This window comes from [Zimmermannella] alba NBRC 15616 (assembly GCF_001570905.1).
In the GTDB taxonomy this organism is placed as follows: Bacteria; Actinomycetota; Actinomycetes; order Actinomycetales; family Microbacteriaceae; genus Pseudoclavibacter; species Pseudoclavibacter albus.
This window is the reverse complement of sequence record NZ_BCSO01000011.1, coordinates 45,431-61,459: the sequence shown is the minus strand read 5'-3', so window position 1 is coordinate 61,459 and position 16,029 is coordinate 45,431. Positions and strand designations below refer to the sequence as shown.

The 16,029-nt window shown below is 67.3% G+C and carries 13 protein-coding genes; 6 read left to right on the top strand and 7 right to left on the bottom strand.

The annotated features are described in order from the left end of the window. Positions 1 to 5: 5 nt before the first annotated feature. A complete protein-coding gene (locus ZAL01S_RS07880; protein WP_370664274.1) occupies positions 6 to 1,046 on the top strand; it encodes an agmatine deiminase family protein in 1,041 nt (346 codons plus the stop codon). Here ZAL01S_RS07880 and purF read toward each other — a convergent pair. Next, complete coding sequence (gene purF, locus ZAL01S_RS07875; RefSeq protein ID WP_066081991.1) at positions 1,043 to 2,500, bottom strand: amidophosphoribosyltransferase; 1,458 nt, start codon at positions 2,498 to 2,500, stop codon at positions 1,043 to 1,045. The two genes, ZAL01S_RS07880 and purF, sit on opposite strands and share 4 nt — an antisense overlap. Positions 2,501 to 2,618: 118 nt before the next feature. On the opposite strand from purF, the gene ZAL01S_RS07870 reads away from it, so the two are divergent. Then, positions 2,619 to 3,416, top strand: coding sequence for a tyrosine-protein phosphatase (locus tag ZAL01S_RS07870; protein WP_066081989.1), 798 nt, complete (start codon positions 2,619 to 2,621; stop codon positions 3,414 to 3,416). Positions 3,417 to 3,449: 33 nt separating this feature from the next. Continuing rightward, a complete protein-coding gene (gene purM, locus ZAL01S_RS07865; protein WP_110467155.1) occupies positions 3,450 to 4,565 on the top strand; it encodes a phosphoribosylformylglycinamidine cyclo-ligase in 1,116 nt (371 codons plus the stop codon). 399 nt (positions 4,566 to 4,964) lie between these two features. On the opposite strand, the gene ZAL01S_RS07860 is transcribed toward purM, so the two are convergent. Both ZAL01S_RS07860 and ZAL01S_RS07855 read right to left on the bottom strand, forming a co-directional pair. Continuing rightward, the gene (locus tag ZAL01S_RS07860) at positions 4,965 to 5,339 is read right to left on the bottom strand and encodes an SdpI family protein (RefSeq protein ID WP_066081985.1); all 375 of its coding nucleotides are present in this window, start codon (positions 5,337 to 5,339) and stop codon (positions 4,965 to 4,967) included. 11 nt (positions 5,340 to 5,350) lie between these two features. Next, positions 5,351 to 5,566 carry a DUF3073 domain-containing protein gene (locus tag ZAL01S_RS07855; RefSeq protein WP_066081984.1) on the bottom strand — a complete coding sequence of 72 codons (216 nt, stop codon included), beginning with the start codon at positions 5,564 to 5,566 and terminating at the stop codon, positions 5,351 to 5,353. 330 nt (positions 5,567 to 5,896) lie between these two features. On the opposite strand from ZAL01S_RS07855, the gene ZAL01S_RS07850 reads away from it, so the two are divergent. After that, entirely contained in the window at positions 5,897 to 7,102 is a 1,206-nt protein-coding gene (locus ZAL01S_RS07850) for an NAD(P)-binding domain-containing protein (protein WP_066081982.1), read from the top strand. 33 nt (positions 7,103 to 7,135) lie between these two features. Here ZAL01S_RS07850 and ZAL01S_RS07845 read toward each other — a convergent pair whose 3' ends face one another. The 4 genes from ZAL01S_RS07845 to ZAL01S_RS07830 form a co-directional block, all read right to left on the bottom strand. Next, positions 7,136 to 7,588 (bottom strand): fluoride efflux transporter FluC, encoded by a 453-nt coding sequence (locus tag ZAL01S_RS07845; protein ID WP_066081980.1) that lies wholly within the window; start codon positions 7,586 to 7,588, stop codon positions 7,136 to 7,138. Next, positions 7,585 to 8,037: a fluoride efflux transporter FluC gene (locus ZAL01S_RS07840; protein ID WP_066081979.1), complete on the bottom strand. Its 453-nt coding sequence runs from the start codon at positions 8,035 to 8,037 to the stop codon at positions 7,585 to 7,587. The genes ZAL01S_RS07845 and ZAL01S_RS07840 overlap by 4 nt, the downstream gene beginning before the upstream one ends. Before the next feature lie 127 nt (positions 8,038 to 8,164). Further along, positions 8,165 to 8,803 (bottom strand): PadR family transcriptional regulator, encoded by a 639-nt coding sequence (locus tag ZAL01S_RS07835; RefSeq protein WP_066081977.1) that lies wholly within the window; start codon positions 8,801 to 8,803, stop codon positions 8,165 to 8,167. 3 nt (positions 8,804 to 8,806) lie between these two features. Beyond that, positions 8,807 to 9,754 carry a DUF4097 family beta strand repeat-containing protein gene (locus ZAL01S_RS07830; protein WP_066081976.1) on the bottom strand — a complete coding sequence of 316 codons (948 nt, stop codon included), beginning with the start codon at positions 9,752 to 9,754 and terminating at the stop codon, positions 8,807 to 8,809. 147 nt (positions 9,755 to 9,901) lie between these two features. Here ZAL01S_RS07830 and ZAL01S_RS07825 point away from each other — a divergent pair, with 147 nt between their 5' ends. Next, the gene (locus ZAL01S_RS07825; protein ID WP_066081974.1) at positions 9,902 to 13,723 is read left to right on the top strand and encodes an efflux RND transporter permease subunit; all 3,822 of its coding nucleotides are present in this window, start codon (positions 9,902 to 9,904) and stop codon (positions 13,721 to 13,723) included. A gap of 197 nt (positions 13,724 to 13,920) precedes the next feature. Next, positions 13,921 to 15,954 (top strand): DEAD/DEAH box helicase, encoded by a 2,034-nt coding sequence (locus ZAL01S_RS07820; RefSeq protein ID WP_083523192.1) that lies wholly within the window; start codon positions 13,921 to 13,923, stop codon positions 15,952 to 15,954. The last annotated feature ends 75 nt before the right edge of the window (positions 15,955 to 16,029 follow it).

Here is a 16,029-nt window from a genome sequence, read left to right as displayed (position 1 = left end):
GGTTCATGCCACACGAGGGCGATCAACACGAGCGTTGCTGGATGGCATGGCCCTCCGGCGGCTACACGCTGGGTGAGACATCTGCGGATGCGAATGAAGCACGGGACACGTGGGCGGCGGTTGCCAACGCCATCGCGCAGTGCGAGCCGCTCACGATGGTCATCGAACCTGACGATCTGCCAATCGCGCGTCGACTCCTTGACGGCCAGATCGAGTTCCTCGAGGCGCCACTTGATGACGCGTGGATGCGCGATATCGGTCCGACGTTCGTCACCCGCACTCGCGAGGATGGCGCTCGCGAGCTCGGGGCTGTGAACTGGATCTTCAACGGCTGGGGAGTGCAATCGTGGGCCCGCTGGGAACGTGACGCGAAGATCGGCGCGCTCGTCGCCGAGGCCGCTGGAGCGACGCGCATCGATTCTCCGTTGGTTAACGAGGGCGGAGGCATTCACGTCGATGGCCGCGGCACAGTGCTCCTCACCGAAAGCGTGCAGCTTGGCGAAGGACGAAACCCCGAGCTCACGCACGCCGAGGTGGAAGCCGAAATGCTGCGGACGATCGGCGCTCGCCTCGCCATCTGGCTCCCGCGCGGGCTCTGGCGCGACTCCCAGGAGTTTGGGACGCGCGGCCACGTCGACATTGTCGCCGCATTCCCGTCACCATGTCGCGTGCTGCTCCACGAGCAGCGTCATCCGGCGCATCCCGACTACGCCCTCACGCGCGAGCTGCGGGAGCTCCTCGCTGAGGCGCGCGACGTCGATGGCAACCCGCTCGAGGTCATCTCGCTGCCCGCCCCGCACATCCTCGAAGACAGCGAAGGCTGGGTTGATTACTCCTACGTGAACCACCTCGTGTGCAACGGAGCCGTCATCTCCTGCGCCTTTGACGACCCGGCCGATGCTGCGGCGCGCGAGGTGCTCGCAGCTGCCTACCCGGGGCGAGAGATTCTCGCGGTGGATGCGCGGCCGCTCTACGCGCGCGGTGGCGGCATCCACTGCATCACGCAGCAGCAGCCAGCCCTCGGTCAGCGACTGGCCGTGAATTAGCTCGTGCGGTTCGCCTCAAGCCATGCGAGGTACTCGGCCGTCACCGTGCCGGTCACGTATTCGCCCGTGAAGCACGACAGGTCGAGCTCGGTGATGTCGGTCCCGCCGATGATGGCGTCCTTGAGGTCGTCGACGTCCTGGTAGATGAGGCGGTTCGCACCGATTGCAGCCGCAACCTCTTCCGTCGAGCGGCCGTTCGCGACGAGCTCGGCGCGCGTCGGCATGTTGATGCCGTACACGTGCGGGTGGCGCACCGCCGGCGCTGCCGAAGCGAAGGTCACCGACTTGGCGCCTGCCATGCGCGCCATCTCGACGATCTCCTTCGAGGTCGTGCCGCGCACGATCGAGTCGTCAACGAGGAGCACGTTCTTGCCCTTGAACTCGGTGCCGAGCGCGTTGAGCTTCTGGCGCACCGACTTCTTGCGCACCTTCTGCCCGGGCATGATGAAGGTTCGGCCGACGTAGCGGTTCTTGTAGAAGCCTTCGCGGTAGGGGATGCCGAGCACCTGCGCCATCTCCATTGCCGAGGGGCGAGCGGAGTCCGGGATCGGCATGAGCACGTCGATGCCGCCCGCGGTGAGCTCGCGGCGTGCCTTCTCTGCGAGCTTGCGGCCCATACGAAGGCGCGACTCGTACACCGAGATGCCGTTCATAACGGAGTCGGGGCGGGCAAGGTAGACGAACTCGAAGGAGCAGGGAGCCAGGCGCGTGGATGCCGCGCACTGGCGCGAGAAGAGCTCGCCCGACTCGGTGATGACGATGGCTTCGCCCGGTGCGACATCGCGGACCAGTTCGTAGCCGCCGGACTCGAGCACGAGCGACTCCGAGGCGACGACCCACTCATCGCGGCCGTGCTCGCCCTCGCGGCGGCCGAGCACGAGCGGGCGGATGCCGAAGGGGTCGCGGAAGGCGACCATGCCGAGGCCCGAAATGAGCGCGATCGAGGCGTACGAGCCCTCAACGCGGTCGTGGAGGCCCGTGATCGAGTCAAAGATCGTGTCCGGCGTGAGCTCGTCGCCCGGGAGGCGCGACTGGAGCTCGTTCGCGAGCACATTGAGCAGGAGCTCCGTGTCGGACTCCGAGTTCAAGTGACGTCGGTCGATGCGGTAGAGCTCGTCCGAGAGCTCGCGCGTGTTCGTGAGGTTGCCGTTGTGGACGAGGATGATGCCGTACGGGGCGTTCACGTAGAACGGCTGCACCTCATCCACGTTGTTCGCCGAACCAGCCGTCGCGTAGCGCACGTGACCGAGGCCCATGTTGCCCGTGAGGTTGCGCATGTCGCGCGTGCGGTACGCCTCGCGGACGTGGCCTTTTGTCTTTACGAGGTGGAAGGTTTCGCCATCGGCGGTCGCGATGCCGGACGAATCCTGGCCGCGGTGCTGCAGCAGGAGCAGTGAGTCGTAGATCTGCTGATTAACGGGTCCGGTCGAGACGTGACCAACGATGCCGCACACGCGAGCTAGCTCCTTAGATGGGCGCTGGTGGAAGACAGCCATTCTTCCACAGGGGAGCGCGCTTGGGGAGTGTCAGCATCCTCTGGAATCCGCCACTTTGCTCGGGCACACTGGCCGCATGAGCGCGGACGGCACAGCACCTCACGTTGACGACGAGCGGACGATCACCTGGGACGGCTTCTACAACGGGCGCGATCTGGGTGGCCTGCCCACGGTGGATGGTGGTGTCACGCGCACCGGCCAGCTCTACCGTGCGGCCGACCTCCGCTATGCGAGCGAGGAGGGGCTCGAGCAGATGCGGGCGGCGGGCGTCGGCACCGTCCTCGACCTCCGCAACGGTTTCGAGACGCGCACCGAGCCGAAGAGCCCCGAGGAGGCGCAAGCGAACGCGAACCGCGTCCCGCCGACCCCGGAAGCTGTCATGCCGGAGGGCGTCTTTTCGGTGCGGGTGCCGCTGGATGACACGAGCGACGTGGAGTTTTGGCAGCGGATGCGGGAGGAAGGTCGCCTCGGCTCGCCGCGCTTCTTCCGTCCCGTCATGGAGCAGCATCCGGCCCGTGTCGTCGCGGTGCTCCGCACGATCGCGCAGGCACCGGGTCCCGTGCTCTTCCACTGTGCCGTCGGCCGCGACCGCACGGGCCTCACAAGTTTTGCGCTGCTCGCGCTCGCGGGCGCGACAGGCGAGGCAATCGCCGAGGACTACGCGCGCTCGGTGGCAGGCCTTCGCCCGTTCTTCCGCCGGATGGGGTTCCCCGACCCGAGCGGATGGATTGGAGAGAACCTCGCGAAGCGCGGCTTCACGATCGAATCCGCGGTCGCCGAACAGCTCGACGGTTTCGACGCGCGGGGAACGCTCGCGCGTGCGGGCCTCACCGAGCAGGAGCTCGACGCGCTCACGGGACGCCTGCGCGGCTAGGCTGGAGCGCAGCCAACGACGAAGGGAATCCGAGTGTCCGGAGAGAAGCAGCCCGACCTTTACGCCGCAGCCGGTGTTGACACGCGCGCGGGCGACCTCGCAGTGACGCTCATGAAGCAGGCCGTCGTGAAGACGCACGGTCCGGAGGTGCTCGGCGGCGTTGGTGGTTTCGCTGGCCTGTTTGACGCATCCGCCATGCTCGGGATGAAGCGTCCGCTCCTTGCCACCTCGACCGACGGCGTCGGCACGAAGGTCGCCATCGCGCAGGCCATCGACAAGCACGACACGATCGGCCAGGACCTTGTCGGTATGGTTGTCGACGACATCGTCGTCGTGGGTGCGCGTCCCCTTTTCATGACGGACTACATTGCCTGCGGCAAGGTCGTCCCCGAGCGCATTGCCGACATTGTTCGCGGTATCGCGGAGGCCTGCGAGGCGACCGGCACGGCCCTCACCGGTGGTGAGACCGCGGAACACCCCGGCCTCCTTGGCCCCGACGACTACGACGTGGCTGGCGCGGCGACCGGTGTTGTGGAAGCCGACCGCGTGCTCGGCGCTGAGCGCGTCCAGCACGGAGATGTCGTCATTGCGATGGAGTCGTCGGGCCCCCACTCGAACGGCTACTCGCTCATCCGCCGCATCCTCGCTGACCGCGGCATTTCGTACACGGACCACTCGGCTGAGCTCGGCGCGAGCTGGGGTGAGGCTCTCCTCGAGCCGACCCGCCTCTACACGGGTCCGCTCGTGAAGCTCCTCGCCGACGAGACGCTCGGCGGCGCCTTCCACGCCATGAGCCACGTCACCGGTGGCGGTATCGCCGCGAACCTCGCCCGCGTCCTCCCGCAGGGCGCGTGGGTTGAGCTTGACCGCGGTGCCTGGTCGCCGGCTCCGGTGTTCCGTGTGCTTGCCGACATGGCTGGTGCGGAGCTCACCTCGACCGAGGGCACCTGGAACCTTGGTATCGGCATGTTCGCGATCGTGGATGCTGCGCAGGCTTCCCAGGTCACCTCGGCGCTCAACGCTGCGGGCATCCGCTCGTGGGAGGCCGGTGCGATCTCGACCGAGGCGCGCGACTTCACCGGCTTCGAGCAGGGCGCGAAGGGCGTCGACGGCGGCGCCGTCCGCCTCGTCGGCAACTACGCGGCGTAGCGCGCGGGGCTGCCCGCCGGAGACGTGTCGGGTTTCGGCTATATGTGGCGTATCCCGCGTGGGGAGCGGGATAGCCGCCATATGACGAAAACCGGACAGGCGAACTTGCGCCGGTGGTCTCGATACACGCGCTTCGCGCGCACCGCCGGATCGAGTGCGGGCCGCAGGCCCGTGTATCGAGATCTCGACCACCTCACCCCTGAGCTGCGTGCGCCTGTGGCGGGCCGACCTTAGCAGCGTTTGCCATCGAAACGGACGTTCGCCATCGAAACGGACGCTCGCCATCGAAACGGACGTTCGCCATCGAATAAACGGTGGCAGATGTCCGAAACGGTGGCGGACACCGTGACGTTTCGAGGTAAGGCAGCGGTCACGGACGCCGGGATGCCGCGCTGCGGGCTAGCGGAGGGTGCGCTTTGCGGCGCGGTGCGCGAGGATCATGGCGCCGACCGTGCCGACGAGGGAGGCCAGCACGGCAAGGCCAATCACGATGAGGTAGCTCAGCGGCGTCTCGCGCACGACGAGCGTCGCGGCGGCGGAAACGACGGCGATACCATTCACGACAAGCGACCACGGGAACGCGGCCTCATGGCCCGCCTCCCACGCATCCTGGGAACGATTCGTTGCGGGCGTGCGCAAGCCAGCGAATCCACCCACGGGCAAGACTCCGCGCTTCGCGAGCCAGATCTGCAGGATGACGAGGCTATTCCCGATCACCAAAATCGCAGCGGTGACCACCGCCGACATGACGGGCGGAGCCTGCAAGCCGTCCATGCGAGCGGAAACTAGGCGAGCTTCTGCTGAGCAGAACCCTCGTAGTCGTCGTAATCGTCCTCGTCGAGGTACTCAGCCCACTTCGAGATCTCGTCGGCGGGAGCATCCTGCTGCTGACGAGCACCGGCCAGCTCACGCTCGAGCTGGTCGTAGTTCGTCTCCGGAACGGAGTACTTCAGCTCGCGAGCGACCTTGGTGTGCTTCGCCTTCTGACGGCCACGCCCCATGCGTAACCCCCTTATGACTCGAAGATGACCCACGCGATCTCAACATCAAGCGGCAGGTCCGGCTATGGACAAAAATTCTCGAGATAGCCTACCATGACCCACCCCTCCGGTGGGGTGCAGGATGCCAGATGGGCGGCACTTCTCCCGCTCTGAGCGAACACGGCCCAGCCGCCGCGATGGCTCACAGCACGCCGTGCCACGAGGTCATCCAGCGCCTCGCATCCGGAATCTCAAAGCCCCCGCTCCGTAGACTGAACATGCCTACAGCGTGTCCCCGGTGCTCCCACGAGTCCATGGCATGCAACCGCCCAGCTCAATGAAGGAGTCCCCGTGCGAGACGAAATCGACATCGTCGTCATCGGGGCTGGCACCGCGGGTCTGACGGCGGCCTACACGCTCAAGGCGCTCGGGCTCGCCCCCTTCGAAGACTTCATCGTGCTGGATGCTGAAACGGCGCCCGGCGGCAGCTGGCAACGCGGCTGGGACTTCGCCACGATCGGCCGCTCGGCCGAAGTCATCGAGCTTCCCGGGATGGCCGAGCTCGGCCTCGAATACCGCCGCCTCGACCCCGACACTCCCACGCGCGAAGCGGTCCCCATGTTCCGGCGCCGCTACGAGGACGCCTACGAACTCTTCGTTATGCGTCCCGCCAAGGTCGAGCGCGTCGAATCGGTGCCGCGTGAGCAGGCGCTGCGAGTGCACTATCGACTCGGCGCCGGCGAGCTTGCCCACGAACGATCCATCCGAGCTCGCATTGTCGTGAACGCGACCGGCCACTGGGCGAGCCCTTTCGTGCCGTGGGTTCCCGGCACGCGCGACTTCGGTGGCCCGCAGCGACACGTGGCAACGCTCGAAAGCCTCGACGAGTTCCGCGGGATGCGGCCGCTCGTTGTTGGCGGTGGACGGAGTGCCCTCGCGGTGCTGCGTCGCCTCGAGCGGATCGCGCCCGAGACGCTCTGGTCGACGCGACGGGCGCCCGACTTCATCGAGCCTCCCCGCATGGGCCTGCGTGCGGACCGCGCCGTGCCTGCGAACGAGGAGGCGCGGGCGCGCGCGGAAGAGCTCCTTGAGCGGGGCGCGGCGTTCCCTTCGGATGTGAGCCTCGTCGGCATCCCGCTCACTCGCGGCATCCACGACCTCGTTCGCAGCGGGTTCCTGGCCTCGCGCGGCCCCATCGAGCGACTGATCCCCGGCGGTGTTCGCTTCGCCAATGGCAGCGAAGAACGCATCGATGCAGTGCTCTGGGCAACGGGATTCCGTGAAACTGTGCGGCATCTCGCTCCGCTCCACCTGCGCGAAGCAGGCGGAACTGCTCGCGTGCAGGAGGGGTGGTCGCGCAAGGATCGCCGCATTGCCTTCGTCGGCTACGGCCCCGGACGCACGCCCCACGAAGCGCTTGAGGATGCCGTTCGCCTTGCCGAGCAGCTCATTGAACGACTCGGTGAGCTCCCGCCCGTACGTGCCGAGCAACCGAGCTGGGAGCGTGCGGAGTGGGTACGCGGCGCGAACGTCGAATCGACGAGTGACCGGCGCTAGGGCATCCACGCACCGCTCGCCTGATGTTGTCGCCTAGCTGGTGATGAGGTCGCCGAGGCGGAGGCCGATCGCTGCGGCCACGAGCGCGAGCGCGAGCGTCAGCACGATACAGCTCACGGCGCGCACATAACGTTGCGCTTCGATGTGTTTGCGGGTGTCGTTCATGAGCGTCGACCAGGTGCTGAATCCGCCGCAGAAGCCGATGACCGCGAGGGCGCGCAGCTCGCCCGTGAGGCTTGTCGCGGCGAGCCCGGCCAAGAACGACGCGAGGATGTTCACGATGCCGAGACGCACATCCGCCATCGCCCACCAGAGGCCAACACGGCGCGTGATTCGGCTCGCGGGTGTTGAAGATGGCGTTGCGGACGTCGTCCCCTCGGCTTCCGTGATCGGGCGCTCACGGCTCACACCACTGTGGATGACAAAGCGCAGGACCGAGCCAAGTCCGCCGAGCGCTACGAGCCCCGCGATCATGAGCGGGCTCATGCCTCAGCCTCCGTGCGTGCCGCTGCGTGTTCCTCGGCCGCAGCGCGTGCCCGTGCCTCTGCTGCGCGCTCACCAGGCCGAGGCACGAAGCAGCTCCCTGCCCAGCTCGCGACAAGCCCACCCGCAACCGCCAGGACGAGCAATCCAAAGCCCATCATCGGATCCACGGCCGGAAAGCTTGCGCTCGCCGGGGCAATGGCGAGGACAACTGCCGAGAGGGTCGTGAATCCACCACAGAAGCCCGTGCCGACGCCCAGGCGAAGCAGCGGCTTCTCGATGATCGGACTCAGGCCGAGCAGGAACGAGCCGATGAGGTTGCAGGCAACCATGGCCCCGAATCCGACGTTCGGGTGGGCGGTCGCGAAGGGCAGGCCGACGAGCCAGCGGGCGAGTGTTCCGAGCGCGCCGCCGACAAAGACGGCGATGAGCTCGAGCCCGAAGCGTGGCATGCGCGGTCCTTCCTGTGTGCGCATGCAGGTTAGCGCGCTCGGGGGAGCACGCGGTGTTGATCGGGCCTGCTCGAAGCGGCGCAGGCTGCAGTGATGGCTGCCGGACGGGGCGGTGCTCGCCTGCAAACTATTGGCGTGGGCGGTGTCCCAGCGCGGTGAGCACGGTCGACTCGAGATTGCTCAATTCGTGGTCGAGGAGCGAGAGGATGGCGGGGGAGAGACGCTCCTCGCGGGCAGCCTGTCGCAGCTCCTGCGTGAGCAGGTGCATGCTCGTCTGGACGCGCTCGTGGGCTTCGGCAATGAGCGGTCGTGGCTGACCCTCCCGGGTTGTGCTGCGAGTCTCGGGTGGGACGGGGTTCGCCTGCGGCTGCGGTTCTGGCATCCGCCCGCTGTCGCCCCAGCGCACGCCGCTGAACTCGCGCTTGAGCTGTTCGCCAGCGCTCTGCACGCCGTCCCGAAGCTGCTCTGCAACCTTTCGAAGCGAGTCTTCAATGCCCTCGTCGATGTGCTGGAACTCGTGCTGGCGGGTGTGAAGTTCCGCGCGGCCGCGCTCCGTGATGGCGTAAATCGTTTTACGTCCGTCCGGTGTCTTCGTGACGAGTCCTTCTGCTTCAAGCTTCGCGAGGCGCGGGTAAATCGTTCCAGCACTCGGCGCGTAGCTGCCGTCGAAGCGGTCGCTCAGGGCACGGATGAGTTCGTAGCCGTGGCGTGGCTGCTCGTTGAGCAGGTGCAGGAGGTAGAGGCGGAGGTGTCCGTGCTGGAACATCGCTTACGCCTCGCTCTCGGTGTCGTACTGGGTCTCGGTGACGCCGAGGCGTTCGGAGAGTTCGGTGACGCGCGCCGACATCTCTGCGGAGAGCGCTGCCTCGGCGGGGCTCTGCGGTGCGGTCGGGCCCTCAAGCTCACGCGGCTGGGCGGACGGTCCGCGAACCACGCCGATCCGCCCCGAAACGGTGCCGAGACGGATGTCGCTGAACTCGGCCTCATGCTCGGCATGCGGTGATCGCCAGCTTGTGCCTCGCGTTGCGGGGAACTGCTGCCCATCGAGCTGGTACGGGTGGACAGCGGACGTGATCGCATACATCGGATGCGCGTCACTCGGCAGACGCAGCGTGATCTTGCCCGTCGTGCTGCGGAGGGACACGTGGTCGGGGAGAACTCGACGCACATCGATGAGTGTCTCGCCGGAGACCGTCATGGTCTCGGCGTGGTCGATGCGTCCGCTGGCGATGATGTCGCCCGATCCGGTGCGGGCCGTGAAGGTGCCCTCGTGATTGCGGGCATAGACGTCACCCGAGACACTCTTCGCGCGAACGGGGCTGTTGACGGCGTCAAAGAGGAGGCGCCCGCCGGTTGTTGCGAAGTCGAGCGGCGCGCGAAGGCCGGACACGAAGAGATCGGCGTTCACTGAACTTGCGTGGATGCGGGTCGTGCGCGGGAGGACGATCGACACCTCTGCCTCGGCACCCTCGATGAGGGAGCGAAGCGAGGAGCCGAAGCCGCGGTGGCGCACCTGCGGGTGGTCGACGATGAGGCGATTACCGTCCATCGCGATGCGGAGCGGTGCGCCGGAGGTGACACGGGCTTCGACGCGGGTGTGCGGCGCATCGTGGGTGAGGACATTGAGGCTGCCGCCGATGAGCGTCACCTGCAGTTCGTGGACGTGCTCAATGTCGAGCGTCTTGGGGCTCGTGACGAGCCACTGTTCGATGGCCACGCGGTCCGCCTTTCCGTCGGGTGCTCGGCGTGGAGGTCTGGCATCCGAGCTGCACTCACGATATATCGCGAGTTGTGTGTGGGGAAGGGGTGCCACATCCGGAGGGCTGACAATCTCCTGTAAAGCAAAGGTGAGAGACTTCGCACTGTGGACCGTCTTACCGCGCTCAGCCTCAAGAACCGCGCCCTCATCGCGCTTGTGACGCTCGCGATTGGCTTCTTTGGCCTCGTCTCGATGTCGTCCCTCAAGCAAGAACTCTTCCCGGAGCTCTCCCTCCCGGTCGTGTCCGTCACCGCCGAATATCGCGGCGCGGCACCGGACGTCGTCGATCGCGAGGTCGCGCAGCCCATCGAGGCAGCGCTCCAAGGTCTCGAAGGGCTCAAGGGCACACAGTCCACCTCCCGCTCCGGCTCCGCAAGCGTCATGGTGGAGCTCGACTACGGCACCGACCTCGTCTACGCCGAGCAGCGCATCCAGCAGGCCATCTCGCGTATTGACGACCGCCTCCCGGACGGTATCCAAACGACCGTCATGTCGGGCTCGATCAGCGACTTCCCGATCATGCAGCTCGCGGCAACCGGTGGCGACCAGGAAGCGCTCGCGTCGAAGCTCCGCACCCAGACGATCCCCGAACTGCTCAAGCTCGAGGGAGTGCGTGACGCGCAGCTCTCGGGTGCACCCGAACAGCGCATCGCGATCCGACCCAACACCGCGGCGCTGCAGGAGCGTGGCCTGACGACTCAGGCCATCCGCGACACCCTCGACAACGCCGGCGTGCTCGTCCCGATCGGTGAAGTGACCGACGGCGACTCCGCGCTCACCGTGCAGGCGGGCGACCTCCTCACCTCGGCAGACGCCATCGCGAAGCTCCCCATCGCTGCGGGTGCTAGCGCCGCTCAAGGAACGGCCGGGCAGGGCACCGGTACAACGACGCAGACCACCACCAACGGCACCACGACGATCGGCGATGTTGCCGAGGTGAAGCTCGAAACGGCGCCGGTCGAAACGATTTCGCGCGTGAATGGCGAGGACGCTCTGACGATCGCGATCACCAAGGTGCCCGCTGAGAACACCGTGGATGTCTCGCGCACGGTCCGGGATGCGATGCCCGAGCTCGGTGCCGAGCTCGGCGACGGCGTCACGCTGCAGTCCGTGTTTGACCAGGCGCCCTACGTCGAGCGCTCCATCCACACGCTCCTGGTTGAGGGTCTTCTCGGCCTCCTCTTCGCGGTCATCGTGATCTTCGTCTTCCTCCGTTCGGTGCGCTCGACGCTCGTCACCGCGATCTCGATTCCGGCGTCTCTCCTCGTCACCTTCATCGCGCTGCAGGGCGCGAAGTACTCGCTCAACATGCTCACGCTCGGTGCGCTCACGATCGCGATCGGTCGCGTCGTGGACGACTCGATCGTCGTCATCGAGAACATCAAGCGGCACCTTGGCAAGGACGGTGAAGCCGATCCGGCCCGTCGTCGCGAGCGCATCACCCGCGCCGTGCGCGAGGTCGCGGGTGCGGTCACCTCATCCACGATCGCAACCGTCGCCGTCTATCTGCCGATTGCCTTCGTGGGTGACATCGCGGGCGAGATGTTCCGGCCCTTCGCGCTAACGAGCGTGATTGCGCTCCTCGCGTCCCTCGTCGTCTCGCTCACGATTGTGCCGGTGCTTGCGTACTGGTTCCTCGGGGCAGGACGCCGTGCTCGCCGCCGCGGCGCTGCTCAGGATGCTCCGGCGCCGTCGGCCGCGCCGGTCGAGGTGGCGCCCGAACCCGTGCTCGTCGGCGCCCCTGGCGAGGCAGCGGCTGCTAGCGATGTGCTGCGCCGCAAGCGTCCGAAGGAGCTGCGCGCTGAGCGTGACCGTGCCTACTTCGCCCCGCTCGCCCTCCGCGACGGAGACGACACAGGCGGGGATGCCGCGGAACTGCGCGCCGACGAGCCCATCCAGGCGCCCGCCGGATTCGCGTCTGACGATGCCCCCGAGGAAGTGCTCACCAACACCTCACCGCGTCGCACCCGCAGCGCCCGCTTCGACCAGGCCCTTGACCCCGAACAGCTCGCGCTCGAGTTCGCCGCGAACGGGGAACAGCCCGATGTGGCCTCCCTGGAAGTAAGTCTCACCCCGCACCAGCGGCAGCTGCTCGACGCCGACGCGGCATCACTCACGCGCCGCGAACGTCGTGAACGCGACCGCCTCGTGAAGCGTCTCGCCGAGGAAGAGGCCGAGCGCGCCGCCGCCCACGAAGTGATCGACGCTGATGAAGCCCACGCGCCCATGAGTGCGCGTGATCACGGGGTGGGTCTGAACGGTGAGCCGATGCTCGGCGACCGCGTCGTCGCACCGGAGCCCGATGGCGGCACCGCCCCGACGGCATCCACGTCGGCACCCGCCACGCATGACGTCACCACTGAACGCGAGGGCTTCCACGCGCACGACGAGCGCCCCGACGGCCTCCTGCAGCGCCTCTACCTGCCGATCCTCAACTGGACGCTCGCGAAGCCCCTCATCACCCTCGGCGTGGCAGCCCTCATCCTCGTCCTCACCGGTGCGCTCGCGCCGCTCATGAAGACGAACTTCCTCGGCAGCTCCGGCGAAGACACGATCTCCATCCAGCAGACCTTCGCCGACAACGCCACCCTGGCCGTCGCTGACCAGCAGGCTGCCAAGGTCGAAGAGGCGATCATGGCCGAGGCTGGCGTGAAGACCGTCCAGCTCACCTACGGTGGCAACTCGCTCATGAGCATGTTCACCGGCAGCCAGGGGCGTGCAAGCTACTCGGTCACGCTCGAGCCGGGCGCGAAGGCGGACGACATCCGGGCCCGCCTGCAGGAAAAGCTCGGCGCCATGCAGGACGTCGGCAAGGTCGTCGTCGGCGCTCGCGGCGGCAGCGGCTTCTCGACCGACCTCGAAGTTGAACTCGATGCCCCGACCACGGATGCGCTCAAGGACACGAGCGCTGCGGTCATCGCCGCGCTGGAAGGCCGCGAGGGGATCCGCGAAGTGCGCTCGAGTCTCAACGAGACCCGCCCCTACATTCAGATCGACATCAACCGTCAGACCGCAGCAGACCTCGGCCTCTCCGAGTTCGCGGTTGGTGCGATGGTCGCCGAACAGGTCGGCGAGCAGCCGATCGGTGAAGTCATCATCGAGGGCGAATCGGTGCAGGTGAAGCTTGTGCCGTCGAAGCCTGTCGAAACCCTCGACGAGCTCAAGAAGCTCAAGATTCAGACGATGCAGGGCGAGCGCTCGCTCGTGAACATTGCGCGGATCAACGAGGTAGATGCCCCGACCGCCGTCACCTCGGTGCGTGGCACTCCGACCGCCACCGTGACGGTCGTTCCGGAGGGCGACGACCTTGGTGCCTCGAACCGCATCGTGAGCGAGGCGCTCGCGGCGGTGGATCTTCCGGACGGCTCGCACGCTGAACTCGGCGGCGTTTCGCGGGACCAGCAGGAGTCGTTCACGCAGCTCGGTTTCGCACTCCTCGCTGCGATCCTCATCGTCTACATCATCATGGTGGCGACGTTCCGTTCGCTCCGGCAGCCGCTGCTCCTGCTCATCTCGGTGCCGTTCGCGGCAACGGGCGCGATCCTGCTGCTCATCGTGTCGCAGGTGCCGCTCGGACTGCCGTCGCTCATCGGTGTGCTCATGCTCATTGGCATCGTCGTGACGAACGCGATCGTGCTCATCGACCTCGTGAACCAGTTCCGGGATGAGGGCTTCTCGGTGCGGGATGCGCTCATTGAAGGTGGTGCGCGACGTGTCCGCCCGATCATCATGACGGCGCTTGCCACGATCCTCGCGCTCACGCCGATGGCGCTCGGTATTACGGGTGAGGGCGGCTTCATTTCGCAGCCGCTCGCGATCGTTGTGATCGGTGGTCTGCTCTCGTCGACGCTGCTCACGCTTGTCGTCCTGCCAGCGCTCTTTTACTTCGTCGAGGGTCGCAAGGAGCGCCGCGCCGCCCGCCGCTGATCGCGTCGACTGCACGGTTTTGCAGATATTTCACTCATCCACCGCATAACGGGGCATGCGGAACATATCTGCACATCTGTTCGCCGCGGTTGCAGGCGACGCGCCGCAGCGAGGGTGTGGGGCGTAGTGTGGACCCCACGTAGGTGTGCGCCGTTTCCAGTGTGGGCAATGCATGCCGTCAATCTGGAGAAGAAGCCATGCCAAAGGGCAAGGGCGGGTTTAAGCCTGCCAAGAATTATGTTCCCCGCAACGGAAAGGGACGCTCGTACCGTCCCGCCCGTCCCGGTGATGCATCGCGTCGCGCACGTCCCATCGAGGATGGCGGCACCCCGCGCGAAGGTTTCGACCGGGCTGATCGCGGCGGTTACGCACGCCAGGGTCGTCCCGAGCGTGACGGATTCCGCGGCGGCAACGACCGCGGCGGCTACCGTGGCGGTCGCGATGGCCGTCGCGGCGAGCGCGGTGGCTACCAGCGCGACGAGCGTCGTGGCTTTGGTCGCGACGACCGCTTCTCGCGTGATGACCGCGGCTTCGACCGCGGCCGTGGCGGCTTCCAGAGCCGCCGCGATGACCGGGACGACCGCCGGAACGACTCGCGTGGCTACGGCCGCCGGGATGACCGCGGCTTCAACCGCGATGGCCGGCGCGAGCGTCCCGCACGTTGCAACCGCGGCGAGCGCTTCGAGCGCAACAACCGTCCGGAACGCGGCGAACGCTTCGAGCGTGGCAACCGCTTCGACCGAGCTGAGCGCCCGGATCGATTCGACCGTGCCGAGCGCCCGGAGCGCGCACCTCGCGAAGACCGTCCCGAGCGCGCCCCGCGCCGCGACGAGGACTTCCAAGCAACGCGTGAACGCATCCGCGAAGAGCGCCGCGACCGGGGTCCGCGCCGGCAGTCGAACCGTCGTGACGACCGCCGCGACCGCGCCGAACAGGCCCGCCAGCTGACTGAGGACCAGGTCCTCGCCCGCTTCCAGGCCACCCAGATTTCGAAGGAAGACGCCGAGGGCGTCGAGTTCGAAGACCTCGGTCTCGGCCGGAACATTGTGGGCGCGCTTGCCGATCTCGGCGCTGCGCACCCCTTCCCGATCCAGGTTGCGACGATCCCGGACGTGCTCGGCGGACGCGATGTGCTCGGCCGTGGCCGCACCGGCTCCGGCAAGACGATCGCCTTCGGCGCGCCGCTGGTTGAGCGCCTGCTCCTCATGCGTGGGGATGACCGCAACGCTCGTCGCCGCATCGGCCGCTCGCCCCGTGCGCTCATCGTCGCCCCGACCCGCGAGCTCGCGCTCCAGATCGACCGCACCATCCAGCCGATCGCCCGCTCGGTGGGCCTGTTCACGACGCAGGTTTACGGCGGCGTCCCGCAGCAGCGTCAGGTGACCGCGCTTCGTCGCGGCGTCGACATCGTCATCGGCACGCCGGGCCGTATCGAAGACCTCGAGCGTCAGGGCCACCTCGATCTCTCCGACATCCGCATCACCGTCCTCGATGAGGCCGACCAGATGTGCGACCTCGGCTTCCTCGAGCCCGTGCAGCGCATCCTTCGCATGACGAAGGAGGGCGGCCAGAAGCTGCTCTTCTCGGCAACCCTTGACCAGGCCGTGTTGCAGCTCGTCGACGAGTTCCTCGTGGATGCTGCCGTGCACGAAGTCGCCGGTGAGGAAGAGCAGCACGCCGACATCGACCACCGCGTCCTCGTGGTGGAACGCGGCGACCGTGACCCGATCATCGAGCAGCTTGCCCGCTCGGGCGGCCGCGTGCTCGTGTTCACCCGCACCCGCCTCGGCGCCGAACGTGTGGCGATGGACCTTGAGGATGCCGGCGTGCGCGCCGTCGCCCTCCACGGTGACCTCAACCAGGCGAAGCGCCAGCGCAACCTCAGGCAGCTCGAATCGGGCCGCGTCGATGTGCTCGTGGCGACGGACGTCGCGGCTCGCGGCATCCACGTCGATGACATCCGTCTGGTGCTCCAGGCCGACATGCCGGAGGAGTACAAGACCTACCTGCACCGCGCTGGCCGTACGGGCCGTGCCGGTCAGCGAGGCACCGTCATCACCTTCATCGCGCCGAGCCGTCGCCGCAAGATGGCGGCACTGCTCGACCGTGCCGGTGTGGATGCCCCGATGATGCCCGCACGCCCGGGTGGTCCGGAGCTCGACGAGTTCATGCACGACTCGCTCATGGCATCCGCTGCCGCGCTCGCCACCGACGCCGCCACCACCGCGTAGCCGCCGCCCCATCCGCGCCCGTCCGCGCAAGAAATAGGTCGCAAACTGTTCGTCCGGTCGCAACATTTGGCGTCC

Excerpts from the sequence above, each read along its gene's own strand:
- ZAL01S_RS07880 (WP_370664274.1), top strand. The coding sequence starts at position 6 with ATGCCACACGAGGGCGATCAACACGAGCGTTGCTGGATGGCATGGCCC.
- ZAL01S_RS07870 (WP_066081989.1), top strand. The coding sequence starts at position 2,619 with ATGAGCGCGGACGGCACAGCACCTCACGTTGACGACGAGCGGACGATC.
- ZAL01S_RS07860 (WP_066081985.1), bottom strand. The coding sequence starts at position 5,339 with ATGGACGGCTTGCAGGCTCCGCCCGTCATGTCGGCGGTGGTCACCGCT.
- ZAL01S_RS07855 (WP_066081984.1), bottom strand. The coding sequence starts at position 5,566 with ATGGGGCGTGGCCGTCAGAAGGCGAAGCACACCAAGGTCGCTCGCGAG.
- ZAL01S_RS07845 (WP_066081980.1), bottom strand. The coding sequence starts at position 7,588 with ATGAGCCCGCTCATGATCGCGGGGCTCGTAGCGCTCGGCGGACTTGGC.
- ZAL01S_RS07840 (WP_066081979.1), bottom strand. The coding sequence starts at position 8,037 with ATGCCACGCTTCGGGCTCGAGCTCATCGCCGTCTTTGTCGGCGGCGCG.
- ZAL01S_RS07835 (WP_066081977.1), bottom strand. The coding sequence starts at position 8,803 with ATGTTCCAGCACGGACACCTCCGCCTCTACCTCCTGCACCTGCTCAAC.
- ZAL01S_RS07820 (WP_083523192.1), top strand. The coding sequence starts at position 13,921 with ATGCCAAAGGGCAAGGGCGGGTTTAAGCCTGCCAAGAATTATGTTCCC.